The organism is Exiguobacterium sp. s21 (genome assembly GCF_018617975.1).
GTDB classification, from domain to species: domain Bacteria; phylum Bacillota; class Bacilli; order Exiguobacteriales; family Exiguobacteriaceae; genus Exiguobacterium; species Exiguobacterium mexicanum_A.
This window is the reverse complement of sequence record NZ_JACSLF010000006.1, coordinates 118929-136594: the sequence shown is the minus strand read 5'-3', so window position 1 is coordinate 136594 and position 17666 is coordinate 118929. Positions and strand designations below refer to the sequence as shown.

Below are 17666 nucleotides of genomic sequence, written 5' to 3'. Positions count from 1 at the left end.
GGTTGACCGAATGTCGATATTTTGGGGATCGACCCTCGTCGCACTAATGATGGGCCTGATTGCGAGCTTCGTTCGCGTCAAAGCATCAGCACGTCCGACGAATGCTAAAAAGATCTTGATTCCGCCCTTGGCGATGTCGACCGGGATGTTGCAATTTCTCGTCCCGGCGTTTCGATTGACTTGGCTCGAGGTCGGAGAAGCTTTAATCGTCGGATTGATTTTCAGCGTATTTCTCATCAAGACATCGAACTTCGAGAAACGTGATGGTGAGGTGTACTTATCCCGCTCGAAAGCGTTCTTTATCGTCGTCTTCGTCTTATTGGCGATTCGGACGGTCATGAAGGCGTTTCTCGGAGACGAAGTCAATATTTTCGCGACGGGCGGACTGTTCTACTTGATTGCCTGGGGCATGATCGTCCCATGGCGCATCGCCATGTACCAAAAATATAAACAAATCGCTTCAACATGAACGGCGTCCCTCGCGAGGGACGCCGTTTTGTCGATTATGAAGATTTTTTCGTCATGGCAGCTTCCGTCTCGGCATCGATCCCGGTGTTCGCTTTGACGAGGATGCGTTCGAAGTTTCCGGCGACTTCGTCCGACTTCGTCACGTACGTCCCGACGATGGCGGCCAGGAAGCCGAGCGGGATCGAGACGATTCCCGGGTTCGTGAGCGGGAATAACGCCTCACCGATAAAGATTGCCGAGCCATCCGGTGCCCACACGTTCGGGCTGATGGCGACGAGGAAAAGCGACGAGAATAATCCGACGACCATTCCGAACACGGCTCCGCCCGTATTGAACCGTCTCCAATAAATCGTGAACAAAATGACCGGCAAGTTCGCGCTGGCAGCGACAGCGAATGCGAGAGAGACGAGAAATGCGACGTTCATCGATTGGGCGAAGAAGGCGAGTCCCATCGAGACGAGTGCGACCGCGATTGAAGCTATCCGGGCCGCTGTGACTTGTTCTTTCTCTGTCGCTTCGCCCTTCCGGATGATATGACCATAAAAGTCGTGGGCGAACGCCGAGGCCGCCGATAGGACGAGTCCTGCGACGACGGCAAGGATCGTGGCGAAGGCGATGGCGGCCACGAAAGCGAATAATAAGTCACTGCCGAGCACTTGGGCGAGGAGCGGCGCGGCCATGTTCCCGGCCGGGTTGGCGGCGACGATGGCGTCCGATCCGACGAACGCGGCGGCCCCAAATCCGAGGAAGATCGTCAGTATGTAGAACGCACCGATGACCCATGTCGCATAGACGACGGATTGTCGTGCCGTCGGTGCATCCTTGACCGTGAAGAAGCGGATGAGAATGTGCGGTAGACCGGCCGTCCCAAGGACGAGTGCCAAATTGAGTGAAATCGTATCGAGCGGGAGCTTGAACTTGTTGCCAGGGTTCAAGAAGCTCTCCCCGAGCGGTGTCGCCTTACTGACCTCGGAAAACATGGTGAAGACGGAGAAGTCAAAGCGGGCGAACACGAGGAATGAAATGATGGCGGTCCCGATCATCAACAAGACGGCTTTTGTGATCTGTACCCATGATGTCGCGGTCATCCCCCCGAAAACGACATAGACGGTCATTAAGATTCCGACGACGATGACGCTCGTCGTGTAGGGGATGCCGAGCAAGAGCTCGATGAGTGCCCCGGCGCCGACGAGTTGGGCGATCATATAAAAGATGGAGATGACGATAGCATTCATGGCGGCAACCCCTCGCACGCGCGGCTTGTTGAAGCGTGCCGCAATCATATCGGCCATCGTATACTTTCCAAGGTTACGGAGCGGCTCGGCGACCAAATATAGGACGACGAGGTAGGCAACGAGGAAACCAATCGAGTAAAAGAACCCATCGAACCCGGCGAGGGCAATATCCCGGCAATCCCGAGGAATGAAGCGGCCGACATATAATCACCGGCGATGGCCAGACCATTTTGGAATCCGGTCAAACCACCGTCGGCCGTATAAAAGTCGCTTGCGGTCTTTGTCTTTTGGGCGGCGAAAAATGTGATGACGAGCGTGAGTCCAACAATCGCGACGAATAGAAGAATAGCTGTCCAGTTCATCGTCCATCCTCCTCTTGTTTGATGGCTGCGACGAGCTCGTCGAAGCGGCGGGCCCGGCGGCTATACATGACACAAAACGTCCAGGTCATGAAGAATTGAGCGAAGGCGAGCACCCAGGCCCAAGTGATCTCACCGGCGACAGCGATGTTCAAGAACGTGAAGTAGCTCGTGGAGATTGGTAACGTAAAATAAAAGATGAGTGAGAAGATGATGGATGGAACAATGAACCGGTTCTTTTCTTGCATCAACTTGTGGAATGACGAGCTCTCGACGATTGTTTCGGCGGAGCGAGTGCTGTCAGTTCGCGTGACGTGCGTGACATCATGCATCGGAAAACCTCCTTTTGGAATAAAGATACGTACATTATAGAAATGGAAATAAAGGAAAAGCTATCCATTTTTTATTGCTAAAACCCATGCATGTTATACTAATATTGGTCATACCACTTTATTGTAAGCGTTTTCAATATTGTCTATATTATGAACGGTATTTAAGAATAATTAATCTGTCGAAAAAAGGTACTTTGGACCTAGTAGTCGTATGGCACAATTTCCGTTTCGTATAACTTAGTTGAACTGGTGAAGACAAAAAGATGCCAAGCCCAAGGCCGGCATCTCGTTTCATCATTGTTGGAAATAATGTTGATACATTTTCCAGTCGATTTGTTCTTCTTCAAGCGCCTTTTTTAAAAATTTATGGTCCCGTTTCGGTGTCGCGGCGATATACCCTTTGACGACGAGCTCGGTCGTCATTTCACGGGCCCGCGTCTCGAGAGCGAACTGTCCGATTTTGCCCGCAATCTTTCGGATGGCGACGTCGCGGAACAGCTCCGGAACCGGCGTGACGAGACGATCAAGCAATGTACGCGTCTCCGGTGTCCATAAGTGGCGTGTCTTGTCGATGTAATCATCCTCGATGTCGAGGAGTGAGCGCCCGTCTTCTTTCGGCATTCGTTTTAAAAATTTGCGGAACATGAAGTAGCCGCCGATCGACATCAACCCGATCATCACGAATCCCCAGAAGACAATGAAATACATCACCAAGTTTTCTGGCATCGTCTTTCCCCCGTTCTGTCATTTCACGATCATTCAAGCTAAGTATACAAAAAAGGGGCGCGATACAAAAGCTACAGCTATCCGTTCCTTACTATAAAGATGGACGAAACGCGCGGGCTTCGTTAGAATAGATAGCGTTGCAATGAGCAAGAGCCAGTGTAAATCGTAATGTTCAGAAAGGAAAGAGCCATACATGAACCAATTAAAACAAGAAGTTGAGAAGCGGCGTATTTTCGGCATCATCTCGCACCCGGATGCCGGTAAGACGACGCTCACCGAGAAATTGCTCCTTCACGGGGGAGCCATCCGTGAAGCGGGGACGGTCAAAGCCCGTAAAAACTCTAAACACGCCAAATCTGACTGGATGGAGATCGAGAAACAACGTGGAATCTCGGTCACGTCATCGGTCATGCAGTTCGTCTATCAAGACAAGGTCGTCTCGATCATGGACACACCAGGACACAACGATTTCGGGGAAGATACGTATCGCGTCTTGACTTCGGTCGACAGTGCCGTCATGGTCATCGATGCGGCCAAAGGGATCGAGACGCAGACGAAGAAATTGTTCCAAGTCTGTCGGATGCGCGGGATTCCGATTTTCACGTTCATGAACAAGCTTGACCGACAAGCGAAAGATCCGCTCGAGCTCATGGAAGAACTTGAAGAAGTGCTCGGCATGCCTTCGGTCGCCGTGACTTGGCCGATCGGGAGCGGAATGCAGTTCGAAGGGGTATACGATCGCTTAAAAAACGAAGTGCACTTGTTCCGTGGTGACAAAGCGACGCTCACATTGAACGAAGAAGGGGTCAATGATCCAATCCTCGCCGATCACTTGACGGAAGAGAACTTAACGAACCTTCGAGATGAAATCGATCTTCTCGACGGTGCCGGCAATGAAATCGACGTCGATGCGATCCAGCACGGGAAATTGACGCCGGTCTTCTTCGGGACGGCGCTCGTCGACTTCGGGGTGACGTCATTCTTGAATCACTACCTTGATATGTCACCGGCGCCTGAGGCACGTAAGTCGAACGTCGGTCCAATCGACCCGACGTCAGAGGACTTCAGCGGCTTCGTCTTCAAAATTCAAGCGAACATGAACCCGGCCCACCGCGACCGCATCGCTTTCGTTCGCATCTGTTCGGGCGTCTTTGAGCGCGGCATGGATGTCACGCTCACACGGACGGGCAAAAAAATCAAGTTGAGCCAGTCGACACAGCTCATGGCCAACGACCGGGAGACGGTCGACAAGGCGTTCGCTGGAGACGTGATCGGGATTTATGATTCAGGCACGTACCAAATCGGCGACACGATCACGACATCGAAACAAAAAATCGCGTTCGAGGCGTTGCCGACGTTCCCACCGGAACTCTTTATGCGCGTCTCGCCGGTCAACTCGCTCAAGTCGAAACATTTCCACAAAGGTGTCGAGCAGCTCGCCCAAGAAGGAGCGATCCAAGTGTACCGTAACGAGTACAACGAGATTTATCTCGGTGCGGTCGGTCAACTCCAATTCGAAGTGTTCGAGTATCGATTGAACAACGAGTACGGCGTCGACATCCGCATGGAGCCGGTCTCGTACAGCGTCGCCCGTTGGGTGAAGGACAAGGAATTGAAGGCGCTCAAGCCGTTCCAGGACTCACGCAACATGCTCGTGACAGACCGCTGGGAGCGTCCCGTGTTCTTGTTCGCCAACGAGTTCACGTTCGACCGCTTCAAAGAACGCTATGAAGACGAGCTCACGCTCGTCGACGCCCTCGACGTCAACGTCGAGATCGGCGCAGAATAATAGATGGACGGCTCTTCATAGGGCCGTCCTTTTTTTGTTTCAGTGACTTGGTTGATTTTGATAAGTTTTACTTATGGCTAATTTGTGACGGAATGTATTTTACGTCACGCTATAGTTGTATTATGATAAACATGTGATAAGTAAGCGATTACGGCACATGCCGAAGTCGCCGCTTTCAAAAAGGGGGATATCGTATGGAACAGACGAACGTATTAGACGCTTTCAAATCTCGGACGCAGTTCGAGGTCAATGGCAAAGCGTACGATTATTACCGGCTCAAAAAGCTTGAAGAAGAAGGGGTGACGGAACTTAGTCGACTTCCGTACTCGATTCGTGTATTGCTCGAATCTGTACTTCGCCAGCAGGATGGTCGCGCCATCACGAAAGAACATGTCGAGAACTTGGCTAAATGGGGTACTGCCGAAGTCTCGAAAGACATCGATGTTCCGTTCAAACCGGCTCGCGTCGTCCTTCAGGACTTCACGGGTGTACCGACGGTCGTTGACCTCGCTTCACTTCGTAAAGCGATGGCCGACCTCGGTGGAGACCCGAACAAGATCAACCCGGAAATTCCGGTTGACCTCGTCGTCGACCACTCGGTCCAAGTCGATGCGTACGGTTTCGCCGGCGCACTCATGAAAAACATGGACATCGAGTTCGAGCGTAACGAAGAGCGTTACAAGTTCTTACGTTGGGCCCAGACGGCGTTCGACAACTATCGTGCCGTCCCGCCAGCAACAGGGATCGTCCACCAAGTCAACTTGGAGTACTTGGCTTCGGTCGTGCTCGAAAAGAATGATGGAACGGGCAATGTCGCCTATCCAGACTCGCTCGTCGGAACGGACTCGCACACGACGATGATCAACGGACTCGGTGTCCTCGGCTGGGGTGTCGGTGGAATCGAAGCCGAAGCGAGCATGCTCGGACAACCGTCTTACTTCCCGGTACCAGACGTCGTCGGCGTCAAAATCGTCGGTGAAGTCAACCCGGGTGTCACAGCGACAGACGTCGCGCTCGTCGTCACAGAGATGCTCCGTAACGAGAAAGTCGTCGGCAAGTTCGTCGAGTTCTTCGGACCGTCGCTTCACACGATGCCGCTCTCGGACCGGGCGACGATCGCCAACATGGCACCTGAATATGGCGCGACATGTGGCTTCTTCCCAGTCGATACAGAGACGCTCAACTACATGCGCACGACAGGTCGCCCAGAAGAATTGATCGACCTCGTCGAAGCCTACTCGAAAGCGAACGACTTGTTCTATACGCCAGACCAGGCTGACCCGTCGTTCACGAAAACGCTCACGCTCGACTTGTCGAAAGTAGAGCCGTCCCTCGCTGGACCGAAACGTCCACAAGACCGGATCAACTTATCAGACCTTCAGACGGCGTTCGTCGACAGCGTGACGGCACCAGCCGGACACAGTGGTTTCGGTCTTGAAAAAGCCGAGCTTGAGAAGACGGCAGCTGTCAACTACACGGACGGCGCTGTCGACATGCGTACAGGTGACGTGGCAATCGCAGCGATCACAAGTTGTACGAACACGTCGAACCCATACGTCATGGTCGGAGCAGGTCTCGTGGCGAAGAAAGCCGTCGAACGTGGTCTCACGGTTCCGAAATTCGTGAAGACGTCGCTCGCACCAGGCTCGAAAGTCGTTACCGATTACCTCGATAAAGCCGGTCTCACGCCGTATCTCGACCAACTCGGTTTCAACACCGTCGGTTACGGATGTACGACTTGTATTGGAAACTCGGGTCCACTCGACCGCGAAGTCGAAGAAGCGATCACATCGAACGATTTGCTCGTCTCGTCGGTCCTCTCGGGGAACCGTAACTTCGAAGGCCGTGTCCACCCGCTCGTGAAAGCGAACTTCTTGGCGTCACCGCCACTCGTCGTCGCGTACGCGCTCGCGGGATCGGTCAACTTCGACATCATGAACGAGTCGTTCGGAACGGACAAAGATGGCAACGAGGTCTTCTTCAAAGACATCTGGCCATCAAATGATGAAATCAAGATGGTCGTTCAAGACGTCGTCTCACCGGAAGCGTTCCGTAAAGAGTACGACACGGTGTTCACAGGAAACGAGCGTTGGAACGCCCTCGACGTGCCAGAAGGCAACTTGTATGACTTCTCGGACGATTCAACTTATATCCAAAACCCGCCATTCTTCGAAAACCTCGAGCCGGAAGCGGGCGTCGTCCATGCGTTGAACGGACTCCGCGTCATCGGGAAGTTTGCTGATTCGGTCACGACCGACCACATCTCACCAGCCGGAGCATTCTCGAAAACGACACCAGCAGGCCAATACCTTCAATCAAAAGGTGTCGCACCGCTCGACTTCAACTCGTACGGCTCACGCCGCGGAAACCACGAAGTCATGATGCGCGGTACGTTCGCGAACATCCGTATCCGTAACCAAGTCGCACCAGGCACTGAAGGCGGCTTCACGACGTACTGGCCGACTGGCGAAATCATGCCGATGTACGATGCGGCAATGAAGTACAAAGAGCAGGGCACAGGCCTCGTCGTCTTCGCTGGGAACGACTACGGAATGGGCTCGTCACGTGACTGGGCAGCCAAAGGAACGAACTTGCTTGGCATTCGTGCCGTCATCGCGCAAAGCTTCGAACGGATTCACCGCTCGAACCTCGTCATGATGGGCGTCTTGCCACTCCAGTTCATGGACGGGGAGTCGGCCGACTCACTCGGACTCACAGGTGAAGAGGCGATCGACATCCAAGTCGACGAATCGGTTCGCCCACGTGATATCCTGAACGTCAAAGCGACTCATGAGAACGGTACGGTGACCGAGTTCCAAGTCGTCGCCCGCTTCGATTCTGAAGTCGAAATCGATTACTACCGTCACGGTGGAATCTTGCAGATGGTCCTCCGTAACAAATTGAAATAAGCCAACTGACCTTCCTTTGAAAAAAGGAAGGTTTTTTTAGTGAATGTGCGAATATAAGGTGAGACGGTGCACGATATCGGGAAGAGAATGGGGAGAGGGGGGAGTGTATGGAGCGACAAACGAAATCAGGTAAAAGCTGGTGGCAACGGCTGACGCAAAAAGAGGAAGTACCGGAGGAAGAGATCGATCTCACGCTTCCACAATTGCGAGAAGCCATCCATGAATATGAGCAGACGTTACCGAAAGGCGTCAATCGTACGGTCTTACTCGACGAGGCGCAAGAAATCGATTTGGCTCGACTGAAAAAACACTTGCCCGGAAAACCGAGACAGCGGTTTTATATGTCAAAAGAGACGTTTCATATCGTTCCCGAGGACGAGCGGGAATTAGTGTATGAGATGGATCAAGTGCAGCGGGCGCTCGATTTATACTTTGAGCAAGAAAAAAAAATACCGCTGCGAAAATTCCAACAGACGTTACAACTTGATTTGACACGATTACGTGAAGGCGGGTATTTAAAAGTGTTGCCGAAACGGCCTTATTACGTCGTGGACGAGACATTGATCGTCTCGCTAGAACCGAAGCCGCAAGAGTGACGAAACCGAATCGTCACTCTTTTTGTCAGCGGCGCGATTACACGCCGAGGGGTTGAGTCGGGTTTATAAACTATGTTACGGTGGAAAACGTATATGAAAATAAGAAAATTGAATAGGAGTGAGATTATGGAAAGAAAAAGCCAAGTGACGACCGTTTTCCTCGTTTCAGCCATCATCACGGTCTTGTTCACGATTTGGGGTATCTTCCCTGAGCGCCTCCTCGGTAACGCGAGTCTCTTGAACGTGACGACGAAGTTACAAGGTTGGCTCTCGAACGGGATGGGTTGGTTTTATTTGCTCAGCGCGACTGGGATTTTACTCGTCGCCGTCTTTCTAATTTTTTCGAGATTTGGTTCGATTCGACTCGGCAAAGATACGGACCGACCAGAATTCAGCTATTTGACATGGTTCGCCATGTTGTTCAGTGCCGGAATGGGGATTGGCCTCATCTTCTGGGGGGCAGCAGAACCGTTGTCGCATTTCCATGCACCACCGTTTGAGTCGCCGACGCCGGAAGGCGATGCGCGCACTGCGATGCGTTATTCCTTCTTCCATTGGGGCTTCCACCCGTGGGCGATTTATGCGATGATCGCGCTCGCCATCGCCTACTCGACGTTCCGCAAAGGTCGTCCGGCGACGATCGGAGAGACGATCGGATCGCTCGTCAATGACCGCTATGAACGTCCTGTCAAACAGACAGTCGATATTTTAGCAGTCATCGCGACCGCTTTCGGTGTCGCGACCTCGCTCGGATTCGGGGCCCAGCAAATCGCTGGTGGTCTGCATTACTTGATTCCAGGAGTGCCGAACGCGTTCTCGACACAACTGATCATCATCGCTGTCGTAACGGTGCTATACATGATTAGCGCTTCGACGGGTCTCGAGAAAGGGATTCGGATTTTAAGTAACACGAACATCTTCCTTGCCATCGTCTTGCTTGGAGCAACACTGGTGGCCGGACCGAGCGCGTTCATTCTCGATTTGTTCACGCAGACGATCGGGACATATTTGCAACAGTTGCCGTCGATGAGTTTCCGTACGGGTGCATTTGAGCCTGTCGAACGGGAATGGATCAACGGTTGGACGATTTTCTATTGGGCATGGTGGATCTCTTGGTCACCATTCGTCGGAACCTTTATCGCCCGCGTCTCAAAAGGACGTACAATTCGTGAGTTCATCATCGGGATTCTGCTCGTTCCGACTTCATTCGGTCTGCTTTGGTTCTCTGTCTTCGGCGGATCGGCCATTTGGGCCGACTTGTTCGGCGGCGCAGCACTGATCGACCAAGTCAACGAAATCGGGACGGAAGTCGGGTTGTTCGCCTTGTTCGAGACGTTCGGCGGATTTGGGATGGTACTCAGTATCGTGGCCATCTTCCTGATTTCGACATTCTTCATCACGTCAGCAGATTCGGCCACCTACGTGCTCGGAATGCTGACGACGAACGGGAAACTGATCCCGCCGATTCGCATCAAGTTGATTTGGGGCTTCATCCAGTCCTCAATCGCTGCCGTCCTCTTATATGCAGGTGGGCTCGGGGCGCTACAAGCGGTCGCCATCCTCGTGGCGTTCCCGTTCATCTTCGTGTTAATCCTGATGATCGTCGCCTTGTTCAAAGATTTGTCTGACGAACCAGACGAACGGGACAAGTATATTGAAGCGTATAAGCAAGAAGAAGATAAGCTCGGATAAGTCGAAGAGGTCTCTTATGGAGGCCTTTTTTAGTGGTTAATGTTTTGCAGGACCTTCTCGCTAGTGTAGGATAGTAAGTGAAGAAGATTGGGAGGGCATTTTATGAAACAACACGTAAAGAAGCGATTGAGTTGGGTGATTTTTGCCGGTATTCTCATTGTCGGCGCCCTGCTCGCCTATAATTTTTATTTGGTCACCAATTTAAATGACGACGACGGCCGCACCAATCGGGCCGAGCCTTTCTATACGTCTGTGGTCATCGGCTATGAAGAGAAAAAGTTGCCGGAGGACGGGGAGACGCTTGAAGTTCGTGAATATAAAGTGACATATGACGAAGACGGACATTTCGTGTCCGAGGTCGTAGAGGGCCCGAACGTCGGTGCCCGTGCCGAGTGGGACGGGACCGTCTATCGTGAGTTCAATCAGGACGGTGAGGAGACGAACAGTCAAGAGACGAGCTCAGGCGCGGTCGCCCCGCACCCGTTCTTGTCACGGGCGACGAACGAACAGATTCGTAAATGGCTAGACGACGGAACACTTGGCTCGAGCGAAGGCGATGTCGATATCATCGGTCGTACGGCACAAGCGTTCGTCAAGAAAGAAACACCGGAAGCCGTCCCAGCAGAATGGGTCGAGAAGTATCCATCGATTTTCAGTGAAGATGAGAATGAAGAAGCGGTGACGTACTATGTCGATGCGAACGAGCGCATCCTGCTCGCCGCCGAGTCGCGTAACAACGGAAAGTTGTTCCATTCGATTCGCATGACTTCTTTTGAATCACGATAATCCGGCGAGGAGCAGACTGAGACGTCGGCTCCTTTGTCGTCTAAAAAGGAGAATATTATGAAACAGATCACCTTGGAGCAAGTCCAAACCGATTTGACGGCTTGGGAAGAAGGTGGGCGCGTCGATGAAGCGGCTCTCCTGTCTTACGCCCATTGGTCACGCGCGACCGGGCATCGTCAAGAATTGATTCGCACACTGACACTACTCGCGACGAGACGGTTACAGCACCGTCAGTCGATCGACCCGCTGTTAACTCGTTGGGTGAAAGAGTTGGAGTCGCTCGGTGCTTTGCCGCCAGCCCTTCGTGTCAGTCAATTGTATGATCTTTTGCGGCGCCACAAGCAACAGCTGCATGTCGAGTGGCCGAAGCTACGCGAGACGGATTACGCGTCGATGAAAGTTCAAATATTGACCGAATATGAGTCGAAGACATCCGAGTTGCTCGAACATCTCGAGCAGCTTCACGATGAGATTGACCGCGCCAAATCTGATTTACGGGACTCGGAGTTTAAAGGGCAACTCGAACGTTTGTTCATCGTCGTCATCGAAGCGATGCAAGAAGTTGCCGCGCTCGAAGACGACACAGCCTCACTCTTGGCGTCGATGCAAGGGAATTATTTCAGCCGCGAGGCGTTTCACCGCTTCGGCGAACGAGTCGGTCTCGTCAAGGAACGACTCGACGCGATCGTTGCGTTGTTACCAGAACAAACTGAAGCGACACGGTCGAGTGCGATTGAGTCGCTTGAGTCGATGATTGGCTTGTCTGACGTGAAGCAACGTGTCAAAGCATGGTATCGGTTCTTGTTGTTCCAGAAAGAGCGTGAGAAAGCGGGGTTCTCGTCCAAACACCAACCTTCACTCCATCTCGTGTTCACCGGCAATCCAGGGACCGGCAAGACGACGCTCGCGCGTCTCATGGCCGAGATTTATTTCGAGCTCGGTCTGCTCGCACGTCCCGATGTCGTCGAGGCGGACCGGTCGAGTCTCGTCGGTGCGTTCGTCGGTCAAACGGAAGAACAGGTCATGAACAAGGTGAAGGAAGCCGAGGGCGGTGTCTTATTCATCGACGAGGCGTATGCCTTGAAACGTCAAGATGCGAGTGGGAGTGACTATGGACAAGCAGCCATCGACACGCTCGTCGCCGCGATGACGAGCGGGGAGTATGCGGGAAAATTTGTCGTGATTCTCGCCGGTTACCCGGAAGAAATGCGTCATTTTCTGCTTGCGAACCCAGGACTTCGTTCCCGCTTCCCGGAATCCAACCATTACGAGCTCCCGAATTACAGTGATGACGAACTCGTCGCCATCGGTGAAAAAGTGGCGGCGGAGAACAACTACGTCCTGACGGTCGAAGCGAAGCGCGCCTTGATTGCGCGAATCGACCGGGAACGGGTCGACGCGACGTTCGGCAACGCGCGGACGGTGCACAACATTCTACTCGACGCCATGTTCAAGAAAGGGTCGCGATTTGGTGCCGATGCCCCACTCGACGAGATGGCCCTCCTGACAGAAGTCGATTTTGATATGGATGCGACCGAGGATACGTCCGGTCCGACACTCGACGATTTGGTCGGGATGGATGAGGCGAAACGTCAACTGCGCGAGATTGAGGCACTCGTCACGATTCAGAAGCGTCGGCGTGAACTCGGGTTGAAGACGGCACCCGTCCAGCTCCATGCTGCCCTCGTCGGGAACAGCGGGACCGGAAAAACGACGTTCGCCCACCTGTACGCCCAGCTCTTGAAGAAGACGGGCTATTTAAAACGCGGACATTTGAAAGTCGTCAGCCGGGCCGATCTCGTCAGCGGCTATGTCGGACAAACGGCACAAAAAACGAAAGCCGCGATTCGCGATGCGCTCGGTGGCGTGTTGTTGATTGATGAGGCATACAGCCTGAATGGAGGGCCGAACGACTACGGGCGTGAAGCGATTGATACGCTCGTCGACGAGATGCCAAAGCATGGAGACAACCTCGTCGTCGTGATGGCGGGCTATGAGGCACCAATGCGTCGCCTGATCGACTCAAACCCAGGGCTCAACAGCCGGATCAAACGGACGATTCACTTCGAGGACTACTCGCTTGAACAGCTCGTCGATATCGCCAAGAAGTATGCCGCAAAATTCGGCTATACGTGTGATGAAGATGTCAGTCTGGCACTCCTTGACCGTCTAAAAGAAATCGACCGACCGAATGCACGGACGGCCCTATCGTTGATCGATGAAGCGATCGCGAGACAATCATATCGTTTGATCGAAGCATCGTCACAAGACAGTGAATTGAATCGGATTTTAGTAGTAGATATTAAGACCAAGTTATAATATAATCAAGTTGAAAGTGAGGACGATTCAATGCATACGATTCAGATTCCGGTCCGCTATCAGGAGACCGACATGATGGGCATCGTCTATCATGCAAACTATTTAGTATATCTTGAAATGGCACGCACCGAATTGTTGCGCCAGCTCGGGGTCGAATATAAAGACATGGAGGATGCGGGATTTGTTTCCCCAGTGACGAACGTCTCGGTCGATTATAAGAAGAGCGTGACGTACGGAGACACAGTCCACGTACGAGTTTGGGTCGATAGTTATTCGAAGGTCCGGACGGTCTACGGCTATGAGTTGACTGATCAAAACGGTCATCTCGTCGGTTCGGCGAAGACCACACATGTCGTCGTCAAACGCGGTGACTTCAAACCGATTCGACTCGACCGTGAGTTTCCTGAGTGGCATGACATGTATATGCGCGTCATGAGTCCCGTCTTATAACAGTGGTTCTTTTGTACCGTCAGTATGGTATCATATCTTGACGGTATTTTTTGTACAATGAAAGGGGAAGATCGCATGCGAAAACCATCTATGCTGATGGTGTGCTGCGCCTTGACGCTCACATTAGTGGGCTGTACCACAAGCGACCAAAGCAAAACGGAAGAAACCGAGAACAAACCGGCCGAAACCGAACAACAAACAGAAACTCCGACCGAAACGCCGACGGATAAAGAAGACGAGCAAGCAGAACAACCGACTCCGGAAACGGAGGAACCGACAGCGGAAGAGCCTTCCGAGGATCAGCCTGAAGAAGAATTGCCGGTTGCCGAGGCCCCTCCTGTAGAGGAGCCGACTGAAGCGCCGAGCGAACCGCTTGAACAGAATGGGACGGCGAATTTGAAGCTCGATACACTCATCCTTGTCAATAAGCAAATCGCCTTGCCAGCGGGCTATAAACCAGCCGATCTCGTGACGGCGAATATCGATTTCGTCGAATCGGCGACCGGGGAGCGGAAGATGCTTCGTAAAGAAGCGGCACAGGCCATCGAGAAGCTCATGACGGGCGCGAAAGCGGCCGACATTGAGTTGAAAGGGACGAGTGCGTTCCGTTCCTACGATTATCAAGTGCAATTGTTCAATAACTATGTCGCCCGGGACGGGAAAGAACAGGCGATGAAATATTCGGCACCACCAGGACACTCGGAACATCAGACCGGGCTCGCCATCGATGTTTCGAGCGCCTCGGTCGGCTATCAATTGACACAAAGTCTAGATCAGACGAAAGAGGGCAAGTGGTTGGCCGACAATGCCCACACGTACGGATTCATCGTCCGTTATCAACGTGCATATGAGGCCGAAACCGGTTATATGTACGAACCGTGGCACTTACGCTATATCGGGGTAGAGCATGCGACGGAGGTCCACAAGGCGAACGTCCCGCTTGAGCACTATCTCGAGCAATTAATGGATTAAGGGGAATTGCGATGCCTTACATGACAGAAATCATCATCATTTTAATCAGCTATTTACTCGGTGCGATTCCGTTTGCTCTTATCGTCGGAAAGCTCGGCTATAAGGTCGACGTCCGGGAGCATGGGAGTGGGAATTTGGGCACTACGAACACGTTCCGTGTGCTCGGCAAAAAAGCCGGCACGCTCGTTCTGCTCGGGGATATGGGTAAAGGGTTGGTCGCAGCGCTATTACCGCTCCTCTTCGGGAGCGAGATGAGCTTGCTCCTCGCCGGGATCCCGGCCATCATCGGTCATTCGTATCCGGTGTTTGCCAAGTTCAAAGGCGGAAAATCGGTGGCGACGAGTGCGGGCGTTCTGCTCGCGGCGTTCCCATGGTTTTTCGTCGTCGTCGTCGGGACGTTCCTCGTGACGCTGTTCGTCTCGAAGATGGTATCGCTATCTTCGATGGCTGCCGCAGCCGTGGGGATCGTGACCGTCGTCACGTATGGTGTCATCGCGAAAGATTGGCTACCGCTCATCGTCATCGTTCCGCTCGCCTTGTTCATCATCATCAAACACCGCACGAACTGGCAGCGGATTCGCTCCGGCACTGAACCGAAAGTACCACTGTTCCAAAAACGAAAATGAATGTTTCGATGACCGGCAAGCTCTCGGAGGACACGGAGAGAAGGTCGGTCATTTTCATGAGATGCGCTCGGGATTGAAAGCAAGATGTCAACTTTCGACTGTCTTTTTTGTGGATTTCTGTTGATTTTCGTCGAAATGAGCGAAAAATCTGTTGGATTTGCCCGTTCTTTACTTTCTGTTTACGTTAAATTTACATCCGTTCGCTACACTGAGAAAGGAAGCGATATTTGCGGAGGAGGCAGGGAAGTGTCTTTAATTGGAGAAGAACGTAAGCAAAAGATTGTGGAATGGATTGAACGAGAAGGCAAAGTGAAGACGAGTGAGTTGATTGAACGGTTGAACGTCTCTGGGGAGTCGATCCGCCGCTACTTAGAAGAACTTGAAAAAGAACATCGCATCAAACGGGTGTATGGCGGGGCGGTGCTGCATCAAAGCGTATCGTTCCAACCGATGATGATTTCAAACATGGACGGGATTCGTCGCATCGCCTATACGGCGTTTCAGCTCGTCGAGGATGATACCCTCCTTTACATCGGTCATGGGGTCGCCCCGGAACAAGTCGCCGCGAGACTTCGCGGACGAAATTTGACGGTCGTCACACCGTCACTCATGGCGGCAAAGGCCCTCTTCGAGCAACGGGCCAAAGGCGTCTTCACGGGGGACATCCAACTGCTCGGCGGCACGATTGATCCGAAGCATCTCGTCACCGTCGGCGAACACGTCTTGCAGCAGTTAAAGACGTACATGTTTGACATGGCGATTTTCTCTGTCGAGGGGGTCGATCCCTCGCTCGGTTTGACGTGTGATGCTCACGGTCTCTCGACCGTGACGCAAGCGGTACTCGACCAAAGTAGACAATGTTTTCTACTGGCCGACCATACCCAGTTCAACCAACAAAAGCGGTATCGGGTCTCCGATTTTTCCAAGGTGACGACAATCATCTCGGATTTCCCGGAGCCCGCAGATTGGAAACGTGCGTTAGCGGAGCACGAGGTCGAATGGCGCTTCGCACCTTAATAAGGAGGCAGAAGACATGATTGAAGTGATTGTGACCACATTGAAAGAAGCGAAACAGGCAGAGCGTTACGGGGCGGACCGTCTCGAATTGATTGCGGATATGCGAGCTGGCGGGACGACACCAAGTTTCGGGACGATTCGAAACGTGCTCGAACAAGCGACGATTCCGGTCCACGTCATGATTCGTCCGCATGCAGACTCATTCGTCTATGATGAAGCGGACGCGGAGACGATTTTGGCAGACGTCGGTCTGTGTCGTGAGCTCGGAGCCGATGGCATCGTGTTCGGTGCTTTGACGAATGACGGGCGCATCGATGAGGCACTGCTCGGGGAAGTGATTAAACATAAGGGCGAGATGGCATTGACGTTCCATCGGGCCATTGATGACGCGGTCGATTTGATGGACGCCATCACCGTGTTGAATGATTTCCCTGAAGTGGACCATGTGCTGACGTCTGGCGGTCAAGCGACGGCATTAGAGGGCTTAGAGCGGTTGAGCGCGATGCACGACGTCGCGGAAATGAACATCCTTCCAGGCGCTGGGATCACGGCGGACAACGTGTCCCAACTCGTCGACCGATTAGGCATTGACTTTGTCCATGTCGGTAGTGGTGTAAGGACCGATGGACAGCTAGATGAGCAGAAGTTCAACGCCATCAAGGAAACGATGACACGCTAAAAACAGTCGGATGACTGTTTTTTTGCTATAATGAAAAAAACGATACAGTAGGTGAAGTCATGCAATCATCAGTCTATAAACAATTTTCCCTTCGGATGTTGTCCGGGAACTGGGGCATCTCGTTCCTTGCGGTCGTGGCAACGATGCTCGTTCAAGCGGTCATCACGACGCAGCTCGATTTAGAATCGACAGACCCGAGCATCCTGTTCGTCTCGATCGGTTTGCTATACACCGCGACCGTCTTGCTCGCTCCGCTAGAACTTGGCCGAAACTGGGTGTTCCTTGACATCGCCAAAGCCGAGAAACCGTCGTTCGGTCTGCTGTTCGAAGCGTTCGGTTCGCTCAAAGATTACATGCGTGCCGTCACGTATTATGCCGTCTTTTATCTCGGCTTGAACGTGCTCATGCTGTTCTTGATCGTGCCGGGAATCTGGTTCTATTTGACGTATCGGATCGTCCCGTTCGTCCTACGGGACCGGCCGGAACTATCCACTTTCGGCGCGATGCGTGAAAGCCGCCGTCTCATGTTTGGACACAAGCGCACGATGCTTCGTCTATATGCGAGTTTCATCGGTTGGTATGTGCTCGTGTTATTCACCGGCGGATTGGCCTATATCTTCGTGCAACCTTATATCAACACGGCGCTCGCCGGACTGTACGTCGAAATCAAGGCAGAAACAGAAGCAAACGAACAACCGGTCGGCTGAATGA

At 52.7% G+C, this 17666-nt stretch carries 15 protein-coding genes and 1 pseudogene; 13 read left to right on the top strand and 3 right to left on the bottom strand.

Going from position 1 to position 17666, the window contains the following annotated elements:
* The first annotated feature begins 16 nt into the window (after window positions 1–16).
* Window positions 17–469 (top strand): CcdC family protein, encoded by a 453-nt coding sequence (locus tag KNP06_RS09080; protein WP_034779932.1) that lies wholly within the window; start codon window positions 17–19, stop codon window positions 467–469.
* Window positions 470–503: 34 nt separating this feature from the next.
* Here the strand turns inward: KNP06_RS09080 and KNP06_RS09075 are convergent.
* The 3 genes and pseudogenes from KNP06_RS09075 to KNP06_RS09065 form a co-directional block, all read right to left on the bottom strand.
* Window positions 504–2065 (bottom strand): annotated as a pseudogene (locus KNP06_RS09075) (solute symporter family protein).
* Window positions 2062–2394: a DUF485 domain-containing protein gene (locus tag KNP06_RS09070; protein WP_214711308.1), complete on the bottom strand. Its 333-nt coding sequence runs from the start codon at window positions 2392–2394 to the stop codon at window positions 2062–2064. Before KNP06_RS09070 ends, KNP06_RS09075 begins: the two are co-directional and overlap by 4 nt.
* Before the next feature lie 294 nt (window positions 2395–2688).
* A complete protein-coding gene (locus tag KNP06_RS09065; protein WP_034777781.1) occupies window positions 2689–3120 on the bottom strand; it encodes a DUF2621 family protein in 432 nt (143 codons plus the stop codon).
* A gap of 193 nt (window positions 3121–3313) precedes the next feature.
* Between KNP06_RS09065 and KNP06_RS09060 the strand changes: the two genes are divergently transcribed.
* The 12 genes from KNP06_RS09060 (at window position 3314) to KNP06_RS09005 (ending at window position 17662) form a co-directional block, all read left to right on the top strand.
* Window positions 3314–4909 carry a peptide chain release factor 3 gene (locus tag KNP06_RS09060; RefSeq protein WP_214707626.1) on the top strand — a complete coding sequence of 532 codons (1596 nt, stop codon included), beginning with the start codon at window positions 3314–3316 and terminating at the stop codon, window positions 4907–4909.
* A 194-nt stretch (window positions 4910–5103) separates the two neighbouring features.
* Window positions 5104–7818, top strand: coding sequence for an aconitate hydratase AcnA (gene acnA, locus KNP06_RS09055; protein ID WP_214711309.1), 2715 nt, complete (start codon window positions 5104–5106; stop codon window positions 7816–7818).
* A gap of 107 nt (window positions 7819–7925) precedes the next feature.
* On the top strand, window positions 7926–8414 hold the full coding sequence (locus KNP06_RS09050; RefSeq protein ID WP_214711310.1) for a DUF3939 domain-containing protein: 489 nt from the start codon (window positions 7926–7928) through the stop codon (window positions 8412–8414).
* A gap of 126 nt (window positions 8415–8540) precedes the next feature.
* Complete coding sequence (locus tag KNP06_RS09045) at window positions 8541–10106, top strand: BCCT family transporter (RefSeq protein WP_214711311.1); 1566 nt, start codon at window positions 8541–8543, stop codon at window positions 10104–10106.
* Between the two features lie 102 nt (window positions 10107–10208).
* Window positions 10209–10892, top strand: coding sequence for a hypothetical protein (locus KNP06_RS09040; RefSeq protein WP_138859346.1), 684 nt, complete (start codon window positions 10209–10211; stop codon window positions 10890–10892).
* Window positions 10893–10949: 57 nt separating this feature from the next.
* Window positions 10950–13211, top strand: a complete 2262-nt coding sequence (locus KNP06_RS09035; protein ID WP_034777765.1) for an AAA family ATPase — start codon at window positions 10950–10952, stop codon at window positions 13209–13211.
* 30 nt (window positions 13212–13241) lie between these two features.
* Window positions 13242–13661: an acyl-CoA thioesterase gene (locus KNP06_RS09030; protein ID WP_214711312.1), complete on the top strand. Its 420-nt coding sequence runs from the start codon at window positions 13242–13244 to the stop codon at window positions 13659–13661.
* Between the two features lie 75 nt (window positions 13662–13736).
* Entirely contained in the window at window positions 13737–14633 is an 897-nt protein-coding gene (locus KNP06_RS09025; protein WP_214788499.1) for a M15 family metallopeptidase, read from the top strand.
* An 11-nt stretch (window positions 14634–14644) separates the two neighbouring features.
* Window positions 14645–15259, top strand: a complete 615-nt coding sequence (gene plsY, locus KNP06_RS09020; RefSeq protein ID WP_371815275.1) for a glycerol-3-phosphate 1-O-acyltransferase PlsY — start codon at window positions 14645–14647, stop codon at window positions 15257–15259.
* A gap of 246 nt (window positions 15260–15505) precedes the next feature.
* A complete protein-coding gene (locus KNP06_RS09015) occupies window positions 15506–16276 on the top strand; it encodes a DeoR/GlpR family DNA-binding transcription regulator (protein ID WP_034777760.1) in 771 nt (256 codons plus the stop codon).
* Between the two features lie 16 nt (window positions 16277–16292).
* Complete coding sequence (locus KNP06_RS09010) at window positions 16293–16955, top strand: copper homeostasis protein CutC (protein ID WP_214711314.1); 663 nt, start codon at window positions 16293–16295, stop codon at window positions 16953–16955.
* Between the two features lie 59 nt (window positions 16956–17014).
* Window positions 17015–17662, top strand: a complete 648-nt coding sequence (locus KNP06_RS09005) for a DUF975 family protein (RefSeq protein WP_214711315.1) — start codon at window positions 17015–17017, stop codon at window positions 17660–17662.
* Window positions 17663–17666 lie beyond the last annotated feature (4 nt).

Excerpts from the sequence above, each read along its gene's own strand:
- KNP06_RS09065 (WP_034777781.1), bottom strand. The coding sequence starts at position 3,120 with ATGCCAGAAAACTTGGTGATGTATTTCATTGTCTTCTGGGGATTCGTG.
- KNP06_RS09005 (WP_214711315.1), top strand. The coding sequence starts at position 17,015 with ATGCAATCATCAGTCTATAAACAATTTTCCCTTCGGATGTTGTCCGGG.
- KNP06_RS09045 (WP_214711311.1), top strand. The coding sequence starts at position 8,541 with ATGGAAAGAAAAAGCCAAGTGACGACCGTTTTCCTCGTTTCAGCCATC.
- KNP06_RS09040 (WP_138859346.1), top strand. The coding sequence starts at position 10,209 with ATGAAACAACACGTAAAGAAGCGATTGAGTTGGGTGATTTTTGCCGGT.
- plsY (WP_371815275.1), top strand. The coding sequence starts at position 14,645 with ATGCCTTACATGACAGAAATCATCATCATTTTAATCAGCTATTTACTC.
- KNP06_RS09060 (WP_214707626.1), top strand. The coding sequence starts at position 3,314 with ATGAACCAATTAAAACAAGAAGTTGAGAAGCGGCGTATTTTCGGCATC.
- KNP06_RS09070 (WP_214711308.1), bottom strand. The coding sequence starts at position 2,394 with ATGCATGATGTCACGCACGTCACGCGAACTGACAGCACTCGCTCCGCC.
- KNP06_RS09030 (WP_214711312.1), top strand. The coding sequence starts at position 13,242 with ATGCATACGATTCAGATTCCGGTCCGCTATCAGGAGACCGACATGATG.
- KNP06_RS09050 (WP_214711310.1), top strand. The coding sequence starts at position 7,926 with ATGGAGCGACAAACGAAATCAGGTAAAAGCTGGTGGCAACGGCTGACG.
- KNP06_RS09010 (WP_214711314.1), top strand. The coding sequence starts at position 16,293 with ATGATTGAAGTGATTGTGACCACATTGAAAGAAGCGAAACAGGCAGAG.
- KNP06_RS09035 (WP_034777765.1), top strand. The coding sequence starts at position 10,950 with ATGAAACAGATCACCTTGGAGCAAGTCCAAACCGATTTGACGGCTTGG.
- acnA (WP_214711309.1), top strand. The coding sequence starts at position 5,104 with ATGGAACAGACGAACGTATTAGACGCTTTCAAATCTCGGACGCAGTTC.
- KNP06_RS09025 (WP_214788499.1), top strand. The coding sequence starts at position 13,737 with ATGCGAAAACCATCTATGCTGATGGTGTGCTGCGCCTTGACGCTCACA.